Below are 17,503 nucleotides of genomic sequence, written 5' to 3' on the forward strand. Positions count from 1 at the left end.
TTACGAATAAGCATTGCCATTTGGTGCCTAAAAGACGTGTATTTACTGAGTCTTCGCAAATACAAGCGCCCATTGTCGCCGCTAGAGTCCTCAAATACAAGTATTTAGGTCAGTAAATTGACAATTACTTAAGTCATTTCATACTTAACAGGTCAGTACTTTAACGGTGATCACGATGCCACACACGCATACGCTCAAGTTTGCTAGTTTGAATTTACTTAACTACACTGCTCCCCCTTATTCGTTTTACCAACAGCATGAACGCTACAACAACACGCAGTGGCAGCAAAAGCAGCAGTTTGTGCGTGATTTTCTGTTTGATTCGAAAGCCGATGTGGTCGCGTTTCAAGAGGTTTTTAGTGCTCACGCATTAGAAATACAGTGTAAAGAAGCCGGTTATGATTATTTTGAAACCGTTGACTGCCCTTCGCACGATGCGCTGTACCCTCAAGTGCTGTTTAATCCTATTGTTGCTATCGCCAGTAAATACCCTTTCATTTGTGTCGAACCTTTGACTCCCTGCCCAGAATTGCTTGAATACCTCAACAACCAAAGTGATTTTAAGTTTAATCGCACGCCTATAAAGTGTTTCTTGAACTTTCCTGAATTTGGTGAGGTGTGCTGTTATGTTGTGCATTTTAAATCACAACGTGTGCAATCTATGGCGCACATACTCAACATACATAACCTTGAAGATCCCTTATTGCAGTTGCTGCACCAAACAGTTGGCGCAATGCAATCGCAAATATCACGCTCATTAGAAGCGTCTATTGTTTATTACGATGCGTTAAAAACACAGCGTGAAAAACAATGTGCCACCTTGGTGATGGGCGATTTTAACGACGTGCTGACAAGTCCCACATTATCATTTATGACACAAGGCTTTCACCCGACTCGTTGCGAGCCCTGTATAGCAAATAATGAACCCGTCGTCGGCTTAACAGACGCCTACCTATTTTGCGCTGCTAGTGAGAACAACACAAAGCCGTTTAGCCACTATTATCACGGCAAGGGAAACGTGCTCGATTATATTTTGGTCTCTGCGCATTTTAATCCACAATGCGCACTATCAAAGGTCTCAAAGCTGGAATACGAAAGCTATGATGCGCATTTAAACCCCCACCAAGCAGTAGAAGATATTACAGTAAGTGACCATAGTTCGATTGCAATTAAAATTCATTTTTAAAGCAACTGTTTTTCAGGACGTTACTTGCTATAATTGCGCAAATTAAGTTATTTAGAGATTAACTATGAGAACATGCGGTGTAGAAATTACAGGTAGTGATGTACTACTGTGTATTTTAACGAAAGATAACGACGTGTTTGATATCCGTGATGTAAGACAAACTCGCTTTACGTTAGGCGATGGTAATGACACAGAAGTTATGCGCAAATTTCAGTTTGATTTTAGAAAACTGATGCAAGATTACCAAATTGATTCTGTTGCAATTAAAGAGCGTCAACCTAAAGGTAAATTTGCAGGCAGTGCTAAAGGTTTCAAAATGGAAACAGCCATTCAACTTATTGAAGAGTTAGATGTGCAAATTTTCAGCGCAACAACAATTAAAGAGCAGCTTAAACGCAATCCACTGCCTATCGAATTTGAAGACACTGGACTGAAAAAGTTTCAAGAAAACGCGTTTATCAGCGCCTATGTGTACTTAATGCGAAAAACCTATAAACAGGATCAAGCGTAATTTATCTTGTTTAAAAAGAACGTGCTACGGCACGTTTTTTTATGCCTGCCAAAAACCATTCTTTTCTCTTAATTTAGCTGCAATCACTGTACATTAGTCTTATAAGACTTTCATTTGTCGACAATCTATGCTTAGTTAAAACTGTAAGCTGACACTAAATGAACACGCAGTGTATTCATTTTTGTTATTTTCGCATCAAGTCCATGACAACATTTTAATAGGACACGGAGAAAACAATGCAAGCAAAGAACATACATAATAACAGTCTCCCATTAACACAAAGCTATTTTAAAGGTCGCACTGACATTCCTCTCATAGAGCAAACCATTGGTCAGTACCTAGATAACATTGTCGACAATTACCCAGAACACCCCGCGATTGTTGTTAATCATCAAAATATCCGCATTACGTATAAAGAATACCAGCAACAGATTAACCAACTTGCGATGGGCTTGCTGTCAATTGGCGTTAAACCCGGTGATCGTGTGGGTATTTGGTCACCCAATAACATTGAATGGTGCTTAACACAATTTGCCACGGCGAAAATAGGTGCCATTATGGTGTGTATTAACCCTGCCTACCGCCCAAGCGAGCTAAAATACGCATTAAACAGTGTCGAATGCTCAACACTCATCACCGCTGATGAGTTTAAATCGAGTAATTATATCGACATGCTAAATGAACTTGCACCTGAACTAAAAAATGCAAATGCAGGCAATTTAGATCTTAAAGCACTTCCCCATTTGAAAAATATCATTCGCATTGGCGAACGTCCTACAGCGGGAATGTATTGTTTTAGCGACATAATGCAACGTGCGACTGATGCACATAAACTTGAGCTTGATGCGATTAGTGCAACATTAAAAGCAGATCAAGATATCAATATTCAATTTACCTCGGGTACGACAGGAAACCCTAAAGGCGCAACGTTATCGCATAAAAACATTCTCAATAATGGTTTCTTAATGGCACAAGCCATGAAACTAACCCATCTTGATAAATTATGCATTCCAGTTCCGTTATATCATTGTTTTGGCATGGTACTGGGCAATTTAGTGTGTATTAGTAAAGGGGCTACTGCCGTTTTTCCGGGTGATTCCTTTGATCCGAAAACAACGTTAGATGTTGTTGAAAAAGAACACTGTACAGCACTTCATGGCGTACCCACTATGTTTATTGCCGAACTTGAACTAAAAAACTTTGCTGATTATGACTTATCAAGCCTGCGTACAGGTGTTATGGCTGGCTCCACATGCCCAGAGGAAGTCATGCGCAAAGTACAGACCTTAATGCACATGAAAGAGGTGGTTATTGGTTATGGACAAACTGAATGCAGCCCGATTAACAATGTAACCGAAACCGATTCACCACTGGAAAAACAAGTGACAACAGTAGGACGAGCACTTGCCCATACCGAGGTGAAAATTATTGATGAACTTGGCGATATCCAAAAAATTGGTGTGCCCGGTGAAGTATGTAGCCGAGGTGCGGGTATTATGCGTTGTTACTGGAACGATGAAGAAAAAACCAATGCCACTATCGATGAACACGGCTGGTTACATTCTGGCGATTTAGGTGTGATGGACGAACACGGTTTTGTAGCGATTGTTGGTCGTATTAAAGATATGATCATTCGCGGCGGCGAAAACATTTACCCTCGTGAAATAGAGGAAGTACTATACACCTACCCAGGTATTCAGGATGCAGCGATTTTTGGCATCAGTGATGAAAAATATGGTGAAGAAGTGTGTGCGTGGATCCAACCAAAAGAGGATGCCGTACTTGATGAAGATGCCATTCGTGATTTTTTAAAAGACAAGCTGGCTTATTTTAAAGTGCCAAAGCACATTCGCTTTGTCGACGAATACCCGATGACAGTTACAGGCAAATTGCAAAAATTCAAAATGCGTGAACAGATGCAAGAACTACTCAACGAAAAGGCATTTTCGTAGTTTAGAAACAGTAAAGCTCAGCAAGGCTGAGCTTTACATAAATAGGCAATCAGACAGAAAAACTCAATGGGCTTAAACACGCCCACATACACGCTTCTTATTTGTCTAATATAATATCGAAACCACCATAAATCAAACGCTTACCATCAAATGGCATGGGGTTGTTTTCAAGGCTCATACGCGGATCCTCCATTAGTTTCTGCCAGCCGCTATCGCGAACAGCTTTTGAAGGCCAGATGACCCATGAAAACACCACCGTTTCATTTTCATCCGCTTTTACAGCCATGGGAAATGAAGTGACTTCACCCTCGGGTACATCACTCCCCCAGGTTTCGACCACCTTTAATGCACCGTATTCTTTGAATATTTCGGCTGCAAATTCAGCATGTGCAAGGTATTTTTCTTTATTTACTGTGGGTACAGCAGCTACAAAACCGTCGGCATAAGACATAAGTTAACTCCTTTAATAAGCATGTTAAACATAGTCTAATTGCAAAAAAGTGGCTAGCTATTTTCATTAACAGCGCATTCTTAACATTAATAAGCTGTTCTGTGAGTTAAACAACGCCTTGCTTAAGCATCGCCTGAGCAACCCGTTCAAACCCCGCAATGTTTGCACCGAGCGACAGGTCGTCTTCACTTGAATAACGTTTTGCCGTTGCTGATACTCTATCAAAAATGTTTTTCATTACTTGTTGCAGTTTTTCGTCAACCTGCTGTGGCCGCCATGTTTGCAAGCTTGCATTTTGCGCCATTTCAAATTTACTCGTTGCAACCCCACCAGCATTAGCAGCCTTGCTTGGACCTAAATATACATCGTGTTCTTTAAATATAGCGTGTGCCTCAGCGGTCGTTGGCATGTTTGCACCTTCACAGACAATTTTACAGCCATTATCGACAAGCGCTTGGGCATCTTTTTTAGTTATTTCATTTTGTGTGGCGCACGGTAATGCGATATCGCCGTTAAAGTGCCAAACTTGGTGACCGTCTTTTGGATACTGACTCACAGGGATATACTCTGCTTGTGGGTGCTCGTTCAAGTAATCACGCAGCGCAGCGCCCTGCTCTTTTTTTAAGTGTTTTATTAATTCAACATCAAGGCCATCTTCACAATATAAGGTGCCTTTTGAGTCACTGCAGGTCAAAATAATCGCATCGAATTGTGACAGTTTTTCCATTAAATACAGGGCAACATTTCCAGCCCCTGACACCAAGCAACGTTTACCTTTTAGTGAATCATTTTTAGCATCAAGCATGGCACTAAGAAAATAGGCGATACCATAACCCGTTGCTTCGACTCTTAATGAAGAGCCCCCTAACAGAGTGGGCTTACCTGTAAGTACCCCATTATATTGGTTTGTAATCCGCTTGTACTGACCAAATAGATAGCCAATTTCTCGCTCCCCAACACCAATATCACCTGCAGGCACATCGGTTTGTGCACCAATATGTCGGTACAACTCTGTCATAAAAGAGTGACAAAAACGCATAATTTCATGATCACTCTTTCCTTTTGGATCAAAGTCAGCCCCTCCTTTTGCACCGCCTAAAGGAAGCCCTGTTAACGCATTTTTTAAAACTTGCTCAAAGCCTAAAAATTTGACCACGCTTAAATTAACACTCGGATGAAACCGTAATCCCCCTTTGTAAGGACCAAGAGAAGAGCTAAATTCGATTCTAAATCCCCGATTAACTTGCACGTTTCCTTTATCGTCTAACCAAGGCACGCGAAACATTATCTGTCTTTCAGGCTCAACTAAACGCTCAACAATCGCATTATGTTGATACACGTCATTTTCTTTAAGAATTGGGGTTAATGAGGTAAGCACTTCTTCAACGGCTTGATGGAATTCCTGTTCGTGTGGGTTAGAATCCTTTACAGTTTGCAGCATATTTTCTAGATATTGCATGTCAGCTCCTTTTTCAAGCTATTGAAATGTCTCACTAGTTTTAAACTCACTGATGAGACAAATCGATCACTTTATAATAAAGACGTGTTATTAGGTTTTAGGGCTCATTATTCGCCCATTCGAATGCACCCACATCTCCCGGAAAAACAACGGGTGATTCAATACCGTCTTTATTTACTGCTGCAACACCAAAATAGTAGTTATCAATCACCACATTTTTTAACGTCGCTGTTGTCACTTTGCCAACATCACGACTAAATTGCCACTGAGGTTCACTGGTATAACGCCAGTAAATTTTATAGCCTGTAATTGTAGGATCATCACTGTGGTGCCACGATAAGGTGGTGCTTGGTTTAACGGCCCCTGAAATATTGACTCCCGTTGGTGGTGCTGGCGCCCATGCCATTGACGCAAGACTCACTGCATTTAATGACGTTAACTTTGCAGCATATGCAAAATCAACATGATCAATTGTATCACCATATGTAATGCCATCTTCGGTGCGCAAGTCTTGATGTTGTTGATTATAATTTTCGTTGGTTTCCATTATACGAACAGCAGCAAAGCCAACATCGTTGAATGGGCGGTGATGCCCTCCACGCCCAAACCTGTCTAATCGATACACCAACATGGTATCAAGATTTTCTATGTATTTGTCTGCGATTGTATCGATGTAACGTGCGAGGTTGCGGCTCGCAGAATCGACTTCTCCCCCGGTAAACCGACGCTTATGGGCTTGTTCTTTGGTTTCAATAACCCGTGTGCCTTCAGAGAAAATACGTGCGGTGGTGTTATCTGTTACACCATTAATACCGGTAGAATTACCGATCATATCGTTATTTAAGACAGCATGTACTCGCCAGTTATTATCTTGCGCGTATTTCGCTAATATTTTACCACCAAACAATCCTTGCTCTTCACCTGATAGTGCGGCATAAACAATTGAGCCATTAAATGTGTATTGTGACAACACCCGCGCAGACTCAATCACACCCGCTACACCTGAGGCATTATCGTTCGCACCCGGTGCATCTGAGGTGTAGTCCATCACATCACTGACACGAGAATCGATATCACCCGACATCATAACCATCCGATTAGGGTCAACCTGTCCTCGCTGAATGGCAATTATATTTACCACTTCAACAGGGTTTGGAATACGTTTTTCGCCAGAAATAGTGTCTTTGACCTCAATAATTTCAAGGCACTGGCCACACGCTTTTGAAATTGTTTCAAACTCCGCTTTTATCCAGCGTCTTGCAGCCCCAATACCACGAGTATTTGATTTAGTCTCTGATAAAGTATGTCGCGTACCAAAATCAACCAAGGTTTGAATATCTTGCTCTATACGGGTCTTTGAAACCGCACTCGCTATTTCATGCAATGCTCGTTGATTATTAACTTCAGGCGTTGTGGCGTGTGCAGCCGTTGCTAATAGTAATGATGAGCCAAACAAAACACTGCTCGTTGTTATTGTTTTTCGCTTTAACATAGTGTCACTCCTTCAATGAATCATTCAAGGCTAACTAATATTTCGCTTCAAGCAATAGTAATGAGTTAGAAGACAGATTATTAGGTTAAAACTTTTAACACAGCAGATAGGTATTAAGCGCCTCTATTAAATAAAGGCGATTGCTTTTTGTAATGTGTGTCTACTTAAAGACCTATTTTGATAGTCTGAGTCGCAGTTGAACTTTTACTTATGGTTTAATACTTTGAGCGCCGGGTAACTTTATATCATCGTTATAAAACACAACTTGATTCCCCCCCGAATGCTTGGCACGGTACATGGCTTTATCAGCACATTGAATCAAATACTCTGCATCACCATAATATTCAGGAAACATTACGGCCCCCATACTAGGGGAGTAAGCAAGCTCGGCATCGTTAAATTCAAGTGGCTTTACTATCTCTTTCTTTAACGTGTCGACCAACATGAGAATGTCTTGCTTGTTCTTTATACTGTTTAAAATGACAACGAACTCATCACCCCCTAAGCGACCTACACTGTCATTTTTTTTAAGCACATGACGAATTCGCATCGCGATGGTTTTTAATAATTTATCACCTGCTGCATGACCATGAAGATCATTAACTTGCTTAAATCCATCTATATCAATAAACAACACCCCAAGCACCGACGAAAGCGTATTAGCGATTGACAGTGATTCTTCAAGTTGGTTTATTAAAAAGCTTCGATTTGGTAAGTCAGTGAGTGGGTCATGCCCTGCTAAATAGATAAGCTTTTGTTCGAGGTTTTTTTGCTCTGTTATGTCATACGCAATGGCGACTCTGACTTGCTTCTCTTGTGACCAATACACAGACCACAAAACATGCACGATCCGGCCATCTTTTCTTACCCAGCGATTTTCAAACCGTGGGTGCTGATTGTTGTTCATTATTTGGTTAATTGCATGTATGGTTTTTGCTCTGTCTTCGGGGTAAACAAAATCGAGCATTTGTCTATTAATTGCTTCGCCAGGTGAATAACCAAAAATAGTTTCGAAGGCAGGATTTGTAAAAAGTAAGCAACCTTTAACATCTACAACACACACAGCGTCTAGTAAAAGCTCAACAATATCAGGTAAATATTCAGATGTTTTTGTATTCATAAGCGACTTCTAAGCAACCCATATTCTGAGTATAGCCGAAACAAAGTGAGTCACTAAACCACTAAAAATTAATTTTTGATCGGGTATAAGCGCTTAGATAACCAAACAGAAATACCACTAAAAAAAGCAATGCCCATAAAATCAGCGACTAAATCAATAAAATCTAACGTCCGAGTTTCAACAAAGTATTGACTCAACTCCTCTAACACCACGAACGTTGTCACGATTGCTGCGGCATAATAGATAGTGTACCCGGCCACAACAAACGTTTTAAATTTAAAGGCAAGATTAATAAACAAAGTAAGTAACCCGAACAGACAAAAATGGCCTACTTTATCACCGTAAGGAATGGCAGCAACGAGATCAAAAAACACCGCTTTTTGACCCGTATTAGCGAGGTAAATTACCCAGCCGATAAAAATAAAAAAAGCAGCAGCTAAAACGACCAGTGCGCGTTGTAACATGTTATTACTCCATATGAGATGTTAAGAATAAAAACTGATAAGGGATCACTCGACGCCAATAATGCCAGTCATGTTTCCCAGCACGCTCAATATAGTCATGGCGGATTCGCATTGCGAGCATAGCGTGGTGTAATGCACGATTCTGTTCAATAAAAAAGTCATCAACTCCTATATCGAGCATAATCGCTAAACTGTCGTCGCCTTTTTTCCAAGCCGTATTCCCGGCAGCTATTTTATGAAGGTTGTTTATAATGGCAATATCATCCCAGCGGGCTTTATTTTGTGCATAACTGCCCAGCACATTTGCTAAGTCAAATTCTGCCGAAAACGGCCTTACATCAACCCCAGCTGAAATACCCGATACCGCAGCAAACCGTTCAGGGTTATTAATTGCAATATGCAATGCACCAAACCCTCCCATCGACAAGCCTGTTATTGCTCTGCCTGATTTACTGGCATTCGTTGCATATGTTTTATCAATAAAATTAACGACATCATCTGCAATGTATGTTTCGTATTGAGATGCGTTATCAACTTCAGAATCAACATACCACGAACCATAGTTACCATCCGGATTGACGATAATGACGTTATAGTGATCTGCTAATCTTTCTATCTCTGTCAGGTTTGACCAATCGGTATGGTTTCCGCTAAAGCCGTGCAATACGTACACCACGTTATAACGTACAGACGAATTGTAACCCTGCGGTAGAATGACAGTCAGCGGCTTTTCAATCGCTGTTTTTTGACCTTTAAACGTAACGGTTTCGAGCTGATACGCACTGACAGGCAAACACACTAATAGCGACAATGCACAGAGTAATTTTTTCATGATGGCGTCCTTTTTCCTGTTATGTTTTCATTAATTTAAATACATGTAAATACATGAATAAATGTTGTATTTTAAACGTTATTTTTATCGTAAATGCTCTGATAAAAAGCCAGCTCAATGATATAGTACCATTACTTAATTTTATAAAAGCGTCGCTTATGTATCGTATATTTGAACGGATGACCAATCCATTTCCTAAAGAAAAGCCTTCTCAGCCGCCCAATAGTTTGTTTGCTTTTTGCCGCCATTATACGCGAGGCATGGAGCTGTCATTATTCTTTATGTCATTAAGTGCAGCTGCATTAGCTATTTTAGAGGTTTCTCTTTTTAGTTACATGGGTCAGTTAGTTGACTGGCTAGGCCAATACACACCAGAGACTTTATTTGTTGAGCAAAAATCTGAGTTGATCAGAATGGCTGTGATACTGCTTGTTGTGTTGCCTATCGTGGTGTTTTTTCACTCTGCGGTTTTACACCAAGCACTCCTAGGTAACTACCCAATGTCTATACGTTGGTTAGCTCACCGCTACTTACTTCGGCAAAGTATCAGTTTTTATCAAAATGAGTTTGCGGGCCGCATTGCGACTAAAGTAATGCAAACCTCTCTTGCAGTTCGCGAGGCCGTGATGAAGCTGCTCGATGTTTTGATGTACATTGTGGTGTATTTTGGCGCGATGGTATTTTTAGTCGCAGAATCTGACTGGCGTTTAATGATCCCACTATTAGTTTGGTTACTATTATATGCAGCCATTCAACTTTACTTTGTTCCTAAGCTAAAGCGTGTTGCCAGCTCGCAAGCTGATGCACGCTCAGAAATGACAGGCCGCGTAGTCGATAGTTACACCAACATTTCAACAATCAAATTGTTCTCTTATACTCAGCGAGAAGAGCAATACGCCAAAGACAGCATGGATGTGTTTTTACAACCTGTTTATAAGCAAATGCGTTTAGTGACGAGCCTTAACTTTTCGATCAATACCTTAAATTATTTACTGGTCTTTAGTATTGCTGCCTTATCTTTATACCTGTGGTCGATTAGCGCTATTTCTGTTGGTGCAATCGCTATTGCCGTCAGTCTTTCATTGCGATTAAATGGGATGGCACAGTGGATCATGTGGGAAATTAGCAGCCTATTTGAAAACATTGGCACGGTTGCCGATGGAATGAAGACTTTATCGACGCCTATCGAGGTTGACGATCAACCCAACGCGTCAACGCTTGCAGTATCGAAAGGTGCAATCAGCTTTGAAAACGTGCAGTTTAATTATGGTAAAGCAGCAAATGAAACGCACCGTGGCCCCGTTATTAATGGTTTAAATTTAAACATTAAAGCAGGTGAGAAAATTGGCCTAGTTGGCCGCTCAGGTGCCGGTAAATCAACGTTGGTTAATTTGCTTCTTCGCTTTTACGATGTTGATTCCGGAAATATCACCATTGATAACCAAAATATTGCTACGGTAAGCCAAGAGAGCTTACGTAAACACATCGCAATGGTGACGCAAGACACATCACTACTGCATCGCTCTGTAAAAGATAACATCTTATATGGTAGACCTGATGCAACAGAAGATGAAATGTTAGCCGCAGCAAAACAAGCAAAAGCGCTTGAGTTTATCGAAGATTTAGAAGACAGCAAAGGCAATAAAGGGTTTGCTGCTCAAGTGGGTGAACGAGGTGTCAAACTATCTGGGGGACAGCGCCAGCGAATCGCGATTGCACGCGTACTACTCAAAGATGCACCTATTCTCATTTTAGACGAAGCAACCAGTGCGCTTGACTCCGAGGTCGAAGCCGCTATACAAACCAGCCTTGATGATTTAATGACGGGTAAAACGGTCATCGCAATTGCCCATCGCTTATCAACCATTGCGCAAATGGACAGACTCATCGTGCTGGATGAAGGCGGTGTTGTTGAACAAGGCAGTCATGAACAATTGATAGCGCAAGGCGGTATTTATGCTGCCTTATGGTCTCATCAAACCGGTGGCTTTATAGGTGTTGAGTAGTAAATCGCGTATTTAAACGCTTAATCGCAGAGGCATTGATAATTCATTCAATGCCTCTTTTTTTTCGCTAATGTGGTTTAAAAACAAAGCACGTTAGGCTTAAAAAATGATGACCACTACACTAAACGTAACCCTATTAATACCACGAGGGCTATATTGGCAATCGCTGCAATCAAAAAGAAATAGCTGCGCGGGCTTGGGTTCTTTTCTGTTGCAATAGCGTAATACAGCAGCATATGAATAATCCTTGCTATCACATACACCCAGATACACAGAGCGAATACATTACTATTCACATTTAGAAAAAAACCTAAAAATACCGCACCTAAAAACAACGGGCTATTTTCTAAACTATTCATAAACGTGCGATGCGCACGAAATACAAAGCTTTCATGACCCAAAGATGCGCTAAACTTACCAGGTACGGCACCGGGTTGTTTTGCCTTAACAACCGCAGCCACTCCCCATTGAAGAATAAGCATGATTAAGTAAACATAGACAGCAAAATAAGCAGACAAGGTTAATTCAGGCATTGTTAATTCCTTTTGTTAAAATAAGACGAATTCTTTTAACCTTGCAAAAAGCCAACCAAATTAACCCACTGATTTTTAATGAGATTAATTTTTTAAATCTTAAAGCTGCATAATTAGTACGGACTGTGTATAAATTTTACAATGTGTGTGCCACATGCAATATACGCTTATTTCCCGCGACCACTTCATTAAGTGCCCTACCTTATTAAGTGCCCTAAAATATAAAGTGCCCTAGCATTGCCATAAAAACACTGATAACCCGCTGTTTCATTTATTCAAGGCGCGAACATTTCTTATCAAGACTGTTTAAAGAGTATTTTGCTTTCTCGAAGAGCTAAATAAAGTAAAATCAGACATATCATTTGTTGTCGATAAAATGCCCCAGCTCCTGCGTGTACCAGCGCGGGCCGAGCGCGCTTTGCTGCAGTAATGAATGACCAACAGGCTGGCTACTTGCTGCCTAAGTCACCAAGCGATGCGCTGTATACTATTGTACGCTTGTCAGTAGTCACTGAATTGAAAAGTCCGATATTAGTAGTACACCGTAAGCTTTGCTTGTGCTGCAACTCGGGCAATCCCTGTTGCTTTGCCGTCTTTAGAGATTGAACCCAGTTTACAATGCGTTGTTGGTGACATTAAAGTTCTGTTCTTTAGTTGCAAAACCAAATGACTGTGCGTAATTAACATGACCATGGAATGCGCTGAACACGCTTTGATAAAGTTAACTCACTCAACGTTCACTGCCATTTATCTCACTGCGCTAAATAAATGTGTATGACGCAATACCGCAAACAGCGTCGCAAATAAACAAGAATATTTTTTATTGTGCTCATTTTTACTATATTGATTTAAGAACGTTAAAACACTAAAAAGAGTAAATAAATTCAATCAAATAATTGTAATTAAGTATGTTAACTATCAATTTACTTGCACTTTTGAAGTAGTTTTCGTTTTGCCCCCTCAAATCTCACCGTTTTTACTTTACCCTCAGAACCACACATTATATCGTGAGCATTTACAGACAGCACTTCTCACACGGTGGCTTTGCTGCCTAGCGATGAGTTGATTAGCTAAAATTCACTATTCTAATAATAAAAAGGTTTTACATGCGTTTAGGACCCGGACTTCTTGTCACTGCTGCCTTTATAGGCCCAGGCACCATTACCACCGCAAGCGTTGCAGGGGCAAACTTTGGTTTTGCTTTAATTTGGACACTCTTATTTTCGGTTATCGCCACTATTTTGCTGCAATCTATGGCTGCTAGACTCGGTGTTACAACGGGACAAGACTTAGCAACGGCACTGAGAACAACCATCAAAACGCCTGTGTTTAAGTTATTAGCCGCGTTTTTAGTGATCAGCGCAATAGGAATTGGCAGTGCAGCCTATGAAGCAGGCAACCTCTCTGGAGCAAGCCTGGGTTTACAAGAAATATTGCCCTCGTTTAATCTTTTGATTTGGACACCTTTGATTGCAATTTTAAGTGCCGTGCTGTTGTATACCGGAAAGCATAAAGTAATTGAAGGTGCATTGATCGTTTTAGTTGTGCTGATGAGCTTGGTCTTTATTTCGACATTAATAATGGCTGCGCCGCCCTTAACTCTCGTTTTAAAGGGCTTTATACCAAGTTTACCTGATAACTCCATTACCACGGTATTAGCCTTAATCGGCACCACCATTGTTCCTTATAATCTGTTTTTACATTCAGGCGTTCTTGCCCAAAAACATGACAAAAATAAAGATATTGAAAAGGTAATTAAAGAAACTAATGTAGATACCAGTATCTCAATAACCCTTGGCGGTATTATTACCTTAGCAATTTTATCAACAGCTTCCGTGGCATTTTATGGCACCGATGCGGGTAAAATTTCTGCAGCCAATATGGCCGTACAACTAGAGCCTTTGTTGGGTGGAATGGCTCACTACTTTTTTGCTATTGGCTTATGTGCTGCGGGCCTCACCAGTGCAATAACGGCTCCTCTAGCGGGTGCATATGCCGTGTGTGGTATGTTGGGTTGGTCAACAAAAATGAGTAATACACGCTTTAAAGGTGTGGCAATTATTATCCTAGCGTTTGGTGCGGTTGTGGCGTCTCTCGGACTTGACCCTGTTGCGGTGATCATCTTTGCGCAAGCAGCCAATGGCTTACTCCTGCCGATTGTGACTTGCTACCTTGTTTGGTTGGTGAATCAAAAATCAATTATGGGAGAATACACTAACTCTGTTTTTGTTAATGTTGTTGTTTTCCCTGTCTTGTTACTCATTTTTAGTTTAAGTATTTATAAATTATTCAGTTTGATTTTCTAGAGTGATAGTGCGAAATGGTAAAATAAAAACCATTTATAACAGGTTAGTCGTCTATACCAGCGCAATATTACTTAATCAAAAGCCGCATGGTTTCCCTATGCGGCTTAAATTTTATGCGCTCAAGTATATGCGCTTTATCTTATTGCTTACCTGACATTAACTGTTCCATAAGCTGGCTAAAGTCAAAGCTTGCCGCTTTTTGTAGCGGTGGGTATTCAGTAAGCGACTTAATATGCTCACCTAATAAGTGTTGTACAGGTTCGTTAAGCCATTGTTTAGCCTGAACTATATCAGAGCGGTCAGTCAAACCATCAAAGCTTTCAAACGGATCCATGCGAAGGTTGTAGAAAATGGGGAACTTTTGTTTTTCATACTGCGCATAGTAGTTTTCGCTTGTTTCAAAATGCAGCTTCCATTGTTTATAGCGAATCGCTTTAATGCTTGATTCGTAATAATAGAAAAAGTGGTCACGTGCACTGTCATCTGTTTTTCCTAACCAGTAATCTAAGTTATTTACACCATCAAGTGGCTGTTTATGCTCTTTGAGTGCTTTTTTGGCCACATTAGGCTCACCCGCAGCAGCTGCCAAAGTGGTGTAAATATCCATGTGTGTTTGAATACCGTTTAAAATTCTATCTGCGGGTACTTTACCTGGCCAACGAACAATCATTGGTACACGTACACCGCCTTCGTAGGTTGTCATTTTTTCTCCACGGAATGGCGTTGTACCACCATGAAGACGCGCACTGTGTTCTGGACCATTATCTGTCGAGTAAACAACGATCGTATTATCTAGCACACCCATGTCTTGAAGTGCAGCCATCAATTCACCCACTTGTTGATCATGCTCAATTAAGCCACTACCATACAAATCGTGCTCTGTAGTGTGCTTGGCAGCTAAATAACGGCTTTCATCACTTAAACGGGTATACATGTGCATACGGCTTGGATTAAACCACACAAAGAACGGCTTATTCTCTTTTTGTGCTCGCTTGATAAAGTCTAAACTTGCATCCATGAATTCTTTATCAACCGTTTTCATTCGCTCGCGAGAAAGCTGGCCTGTGTCTTTAATTTTTTGCTTACCAACTTTACCAAATCGTGGATCAACTGTTTTGTCATCTACATTAGTTGCATAAGTGTATAAAACCCCGCGTGTACCGTATTTTTTGAAGAATTCAGGATCTTTAGGGTAATCAACTTGCTCAAACTCTTCTTGGGTATTTAAGTGATATAAGTTTCCAAAGAATTCATCAAAACCATGAACGGTTGGTAAGTGCTCGTTGCGATCACCTAAATGGTTTTTACCGAATTGACCCGTAGCGTAACCTTGCTCTTTAAGAACTTCAGCAAGAGTATAGGAGCCCGCTTTTAAACCAAGCTCTGCGCCGGGTCTGCCAACAGTTGTCATGCCACTACGGATTGGGTACTGTCCGGTAATAAGGGCCGCGCGACCAGCAGTACATGACGGTTGAGCATAATGATCAGTGAACATCGTGCCTTCATGGGCGAGTTTATCAATATTTGGGGTTTTATAGCCCATTGTACCCAAACCATAGGCACTTAGATTCTGCCACCCTACATCATCAGGGAATATTATAAGAATATTGGGTTTATCTTTAGCGAACGCCACTGAGCTTACTAAATACAAAGCAGCAGATGCGACGGCGAGAAATCTTTTCATAACAGCAATCCTTCGTGTTTTGGAGTATCACAATCCACTTAACTAAATGATTAAGTATTAATGTAGATTGGTATTGAGTACTAAAGGTACCTTTTTAGTCTACTAAATGTTTACACTTCCGCAAATTAATTAGTTAAAAAACAAACAAAAATGCCGCATGGTTTCCCTATGCGGCATTTTTAACTTATTAGGCTAATAAAACTTATTTAATAACCTCTAAGCCTCCCATGTATGGGCGTAATACCTCTGGCACAACAATTGAACCATCAGCTTGTTGATAGTTTTCTAAAATGGCAACCAATGTACGACCTACAGCCAAACCTGAACCATTAAGTGTATGCAATAGTTCTGGTTTTTTCTCACCTTGACGACGGAAACGCGCTTGCATGCGACGTGCTTGGAAATCAACCATGTTTGAACACGATGAAATTTCACGGTAGGTATTTTGTGCAGGTAACCATACTTCTAAATCGTAAGTTTTCGCAGCACCAAAGCCCATATCGCCGGTACAAAGAATCACTTTACGGTAAGGAAGCTCTAATGCTTGTAAGATTTGCTCTGCGTGACCTGTTAGCTCTTCTAGCGCTTGCATTGAGTCTTCTGGTTTTACTAGCTGTACTAATTCAACTTTGTCGAATTGGTGCTGACGAATAAGACCACGTGTATCACGACCATAGCTGCCGGCCTCACTGCGGAAACATGGAGTATGCGCGGTTAAACGAATTGGCAAGTCACTTTCGTCATAAATTTCATCGCGGGCACAGTTCGTAAGGGGTACTTCAGCTGTTGGAATTAAGCTAAAACCAGGTTGTTGTTGACCTTCGTCATCCACTAAACCTAATGTGTGGAATAAATCACCTGCGAACTTAGGCAGTTGGCTTGTACCGTACAAACTTGCGCTATTAACAAGGTAAGGTACGTACATTTCTGTGTAACCGTTTTTATCGGTGTGCGTATCAAGCATGAATTGAGTTAATGCACGGTGCATACGCGCAACTTGGCCACGCATCACAGTAAAACGTGCACCACTGATCTTCACGCCCATTTCAAAATCAAGACCCTTTACGTCTTGACCTACATCAACGTGATCTTTTACTTCAAAGTCAAATGATTTTGGTGTACCCCACGTTGATATTTCAACGTTTTGCTCTTCATCTTCACCAACAGGAACTGACTCATCTGGTAAGTTTGGAATGGCAAGGGCAATTTGCTTAAGCTCTTCAAGCACTGCGTCTTGTTCTGCTTTTACGCTGTCTAGTTCATCACCAAGGGTACTGACCGAATCAAGCAAAGCTTGTGCTTTATCGTGCTCGCCTTTGGCTTTAGCTTGGCCGATAGCTTTGGAACTTGCGTTACGTTCGCTTTGAAGTTCTTGCGTTTTTACTTGTAATGTTTTGCGTTTTTCTTCAAGTGCAGTCACTGCATCGATATCAAGTTCAAAGCCGCGTGTTGCTAAACGCGCAGCCGCTTGTTCAATATCTTGACGTAAATATTTAGAATCTAACAT

General features: G+C 40.9%; 14 protein-coding genes. 5 read left to right on the top strand and 9 right to left on the bottom strand.

The features are described from left to right. The first annotated feature begins 175 nt into the window (after positions 1-175). From H3302_RS08480 to H3302_RS08490, 3 genes are all read left to right on the top strand, one after another. On the top strand, positions 176-1,186 hold the full coding sequence (locus H3302_RS08480; protein ID WP_182394895.1) for an endonuclease/exonuclease/phosphatase family protein: 1,011 nt from the start codon (positions 176-178) through the stop codon (positions 1,184-1,186). A 64-nt stretch (positions 1,187-1,250) separates the two neighbouring features. After that, positions 1,251-1,697: a DUF3010 family protein gene (locus tag H3302_RS08485; RefSeq protein ID WP_036968178.1), complete on the top strand. Its 447-nt coding sequence runs from the start codon at positions 1,251-1,253 to the stop codon at positions 1,695-1,697. 236 nt (positions 1,698-1,933) lie between these two features. Beyond that, entirely contained in the window at positions 1,934-3,649 is a 1,716-nt protein-coding gene (locus tag H3302_RS08490) for an AMP-binding protein (protein WP_182394897.1), read from the top strand. Positions 3,650-3,746: 97 nt separating this feature from the next. On the opposite strand, the gene H3302_RS08495 is transcribed toward H3302_RS08490, so the two are convergent. The 6 genes from H3302_RS08495 to H3302_RS08520 form a co-directional block, all read right to left on the bottom strand. Then, positions 3,747-4,100, bottom strand: a complete 354-nt coding sequence (locus H3302_RS08495) for a DUF1428 domain-containing protein (protein WP_182394899.1) — start codon at positions 4,098-4,100, stop codon at positions 3,747-3,749. 106 nt (positions 4,101-4,206) lie between these two features. Then, complete coding sequence (gene gdhA / locus H3302_RS08500; protein WP_182394902.1) at positions 4,207-5,559, bottom strand: NADP-specific glutamate dehydrogenase; 1,353 nt, start codon at positions 5,557-5,559, stop codon at positions 4,207-4,209. 97 nt (positions 5,560-5,656) lie between these two features. After that, positions 5,657-7,051, bottom strand: coding sequence for a M28 family metallopeptidase (locus H3302_RS08505; RefSeq protein WP_182394904.1), 1,395 nt, complete (start codon positions 7,049-7,051; stop codon positions 5,657-5,659). A gap of 208 nt (positions 7,052-7,259) precedes the next feature. Then, entirely contained in the window at positions 7,260-8,171 is a 912-nt protein-coding gene (locus H3302_RS08510) for a diguanylate cyclase domain-containing protein (protein WP_182394910.1), read from the bottom strand. 68 nt (positions 8,172-8,239) lie between these two features. Then, on the bottom strand, positions 8,240-8,635 hold the full coding sequence (locus H3302_RS08515) for a VanZ family protein (protein WP_182394912.1): 396 nt from the start codon (positions 8,633-8,635) through the stop codon (positions 8,240-8,242). 4 nt (positions 8,636-8,639) lie between these two features. Beyond that, positions 8,640-9,467 (bottom strand): alpha/beta hydrolase family protein, encoded by an 828-nt coding sequence (locus H3302_RS08520; protein ID WP_065979975.1) that lies wholly within the window; start codon positions 9,465-9,467, stop codon positions 8,640-8,642. A 158-nt stretch (positions 9,468-9,625) separates the two neighbouring features. On the opposite strand from H3302_RS08520, the gene H3302_RS08525 reads away from it, so the two are divergent. After that, positions 9,626-11,473: an ABC transporter ATP-binding protein gene (locus H3302_RS08525; protein WP_065979997.1), complete on the top strand. Its 1,848-nt coding sequence runs from the start codon at positions 9,626-9,628 to the stop codon at positions 11,471-11,473. 116 nt (positions 11,474-11,589) lie between these two features. Here the strand turns inward: H3302_RS08525 and H3302_RS08530 are convergent, their stop codons facing one another. Next, positions 11,590-12,006, bottom strand: a complete 417-nt coding sequence (locus tag H3302_RS08530; protein WP_118844339.1) for an MAPEG family protein — start codon at positions 12,004-12,006, stop codon at positions 11,590-11,592. 1,106 nt (positions 12,007-13,112) lie between these two features. Here H3302_RS08530 and H3302_RS08535 point away from each other — a divergent pair. Continuing rightward, the gene (locus H3302_RS08535) at positions 13,113-14,312 is read left to right on the top strand and encodes an Nramp family divalent metal transporter (RefSeq protein ID WP_182394915.1); all 1,200 of its coding nucleotides are present in this window, start codon (positions 13,113-13,115) and stop codon (positions 14,310-14,312) included. Between the two features lie 139 nt (positions 14,313-14,451). Here the strand turns inward: H3302_RS08535 and H3302_RS08540 are convergent, their stop codons facing one another. Together H3302_RS08540 and serS are read right to left on the bottom strand one after the other, a co-directional pair. Beyond that, positions 14,452-15,996 carry an arylsulfatase gene (locus H3302_RS08540; protein WP_182394917.1) on the bottom strand — a complete coding sequence of 515 codons (1,545 nt, stop codon included), beginning with the start codon at positions 15,994-15,996 and terminating at the stop codon, positions 14,452-14,454. A gap of 202 nt (positions 15,997-16,198) precedes the next feature. After that, a complete protein-coding gene (gene serS / locus H3302_RS08545) occupies positions 16,199-17,503 on the bottom strand; it encodes a serine--tRNA ligase (protein ID WP_036968138.1) in 1,305 nt (434 codons plus the stop codon).

Source organism: Pseudoalteromonas sp. MT33b (assembly GCF_014117385.1).
Classification (GTDB): Bacteria; Pseudomonadota; Gammaproteobacteria; order Enterobacterales; family Alteromonadaceae; genus Pseudoalteromonas; species Pseudoalteromonas lipolytica.

What these genes read in the sequence shown, in the direction of transcription:
- H3302_RS08480 (WP_182394895.1), top strand. Translation starts at nt 176, where the DNA reads ATGCCACACACGCATACGCTCAAGTTTGCTAGTTTGAATTTACTTAAC.
- H3302_RS08485 (WP_036968178.1), top strand. Translation starts at nt 1,251, where the DNA reads ATGAGAACATGCGGTGTAGAAATTACAGGTAGTGATGTACTACTGTGT.
- H3302_RS08490 (WP_182394897.1), top strand. Translation starts at nt 1,934, where the DNA reads ATGCAAGCAAAGAACATACATAATAACAGTCTCCCATTAACACAAAGC.
- H3302_RS08495 (WP_182394899.1), bottom strand. Translation starts at nt 4,100, where the DNA reads ATGTCTTATGCCGACGGTTTTGTAGCTGCTGTACCCACAGTAAATAAA.
- gdhA (WP_182394902.1), bottom strand. Translation starts at nt 5,559, where the DNA reads ATGCAATATCTAGAAAATATGCTGCAAACTGTAAAGGATTCTAACCCA.
- H3302_RS08505 (WP_182394904.1), bottom strand. Translation starts at nt 7,051, where the DNA reads ATGTTAAAGCGAAAAACAATAACAACGAGCAGTGTTTTGTTTGGCTCA.
- H3302_RS08510 (WP_182394910.1), bottom strand. Translation starts at nt 8,171, where the DNA reads ATGAATACAAAAACATCTGAATATTTACCTGATATTGTTGAGCTTTTA.
- H3302_RS08515 (WP_182394912.1), bottom strand. Translation starts at nt 8,635, where the DNA reads ATGTTACAACGCGCACTGGTCGTTTTAGCTGCTGCTTTTTTTATTTTT.
- H3302_RS08520 (WP_065979975.1), bottom strand. Translation starts at nt 9,467, where the DNA reads ATGAAAAAATTACTCTGTGCATTGTCGCTATTAGTGTGTTTGCCTGTC.
- H3302_RS08525 (WP_065979997.1), top strand. Translation starts at nt 9,626, where the DNA reads ATGTATCGTATATTTGAACGGATGACCAATCCATTTCCTAAAGAAAAG.
- H3302_RS08530 (WP_118844339.1), bottom strand. Translation starts at nt 12,006, where the DNA reads ATGCCTGAATTAACCTTGTCTGCTTATTTTGCTGTCTATGTTTACTTA.
- H3302_RS08535 (WP_182394915.1), top strand. Translation starts at nt 13,113, where the DNA reads ATGCGTTTAGGACCCGGACTTCTTGTCACTGCTGCCTTTATAGGCCCA.
- H3302_RS08540 (WP_182394917.1), bottom strand. Translation starts at nt 15,996, where the DNA reads ATGAAAAGATTTCTCGCCGTCGCATCTGCTGCTTTGTATTTAGTAAGC.
- serS (WP_036968138.1), bottom strand. Translation starts at nt 17,503, where the DNA reads ATGTTAGATTCTAAATATTTACGTCAAGATATTGAACAAGCGGCTGCG.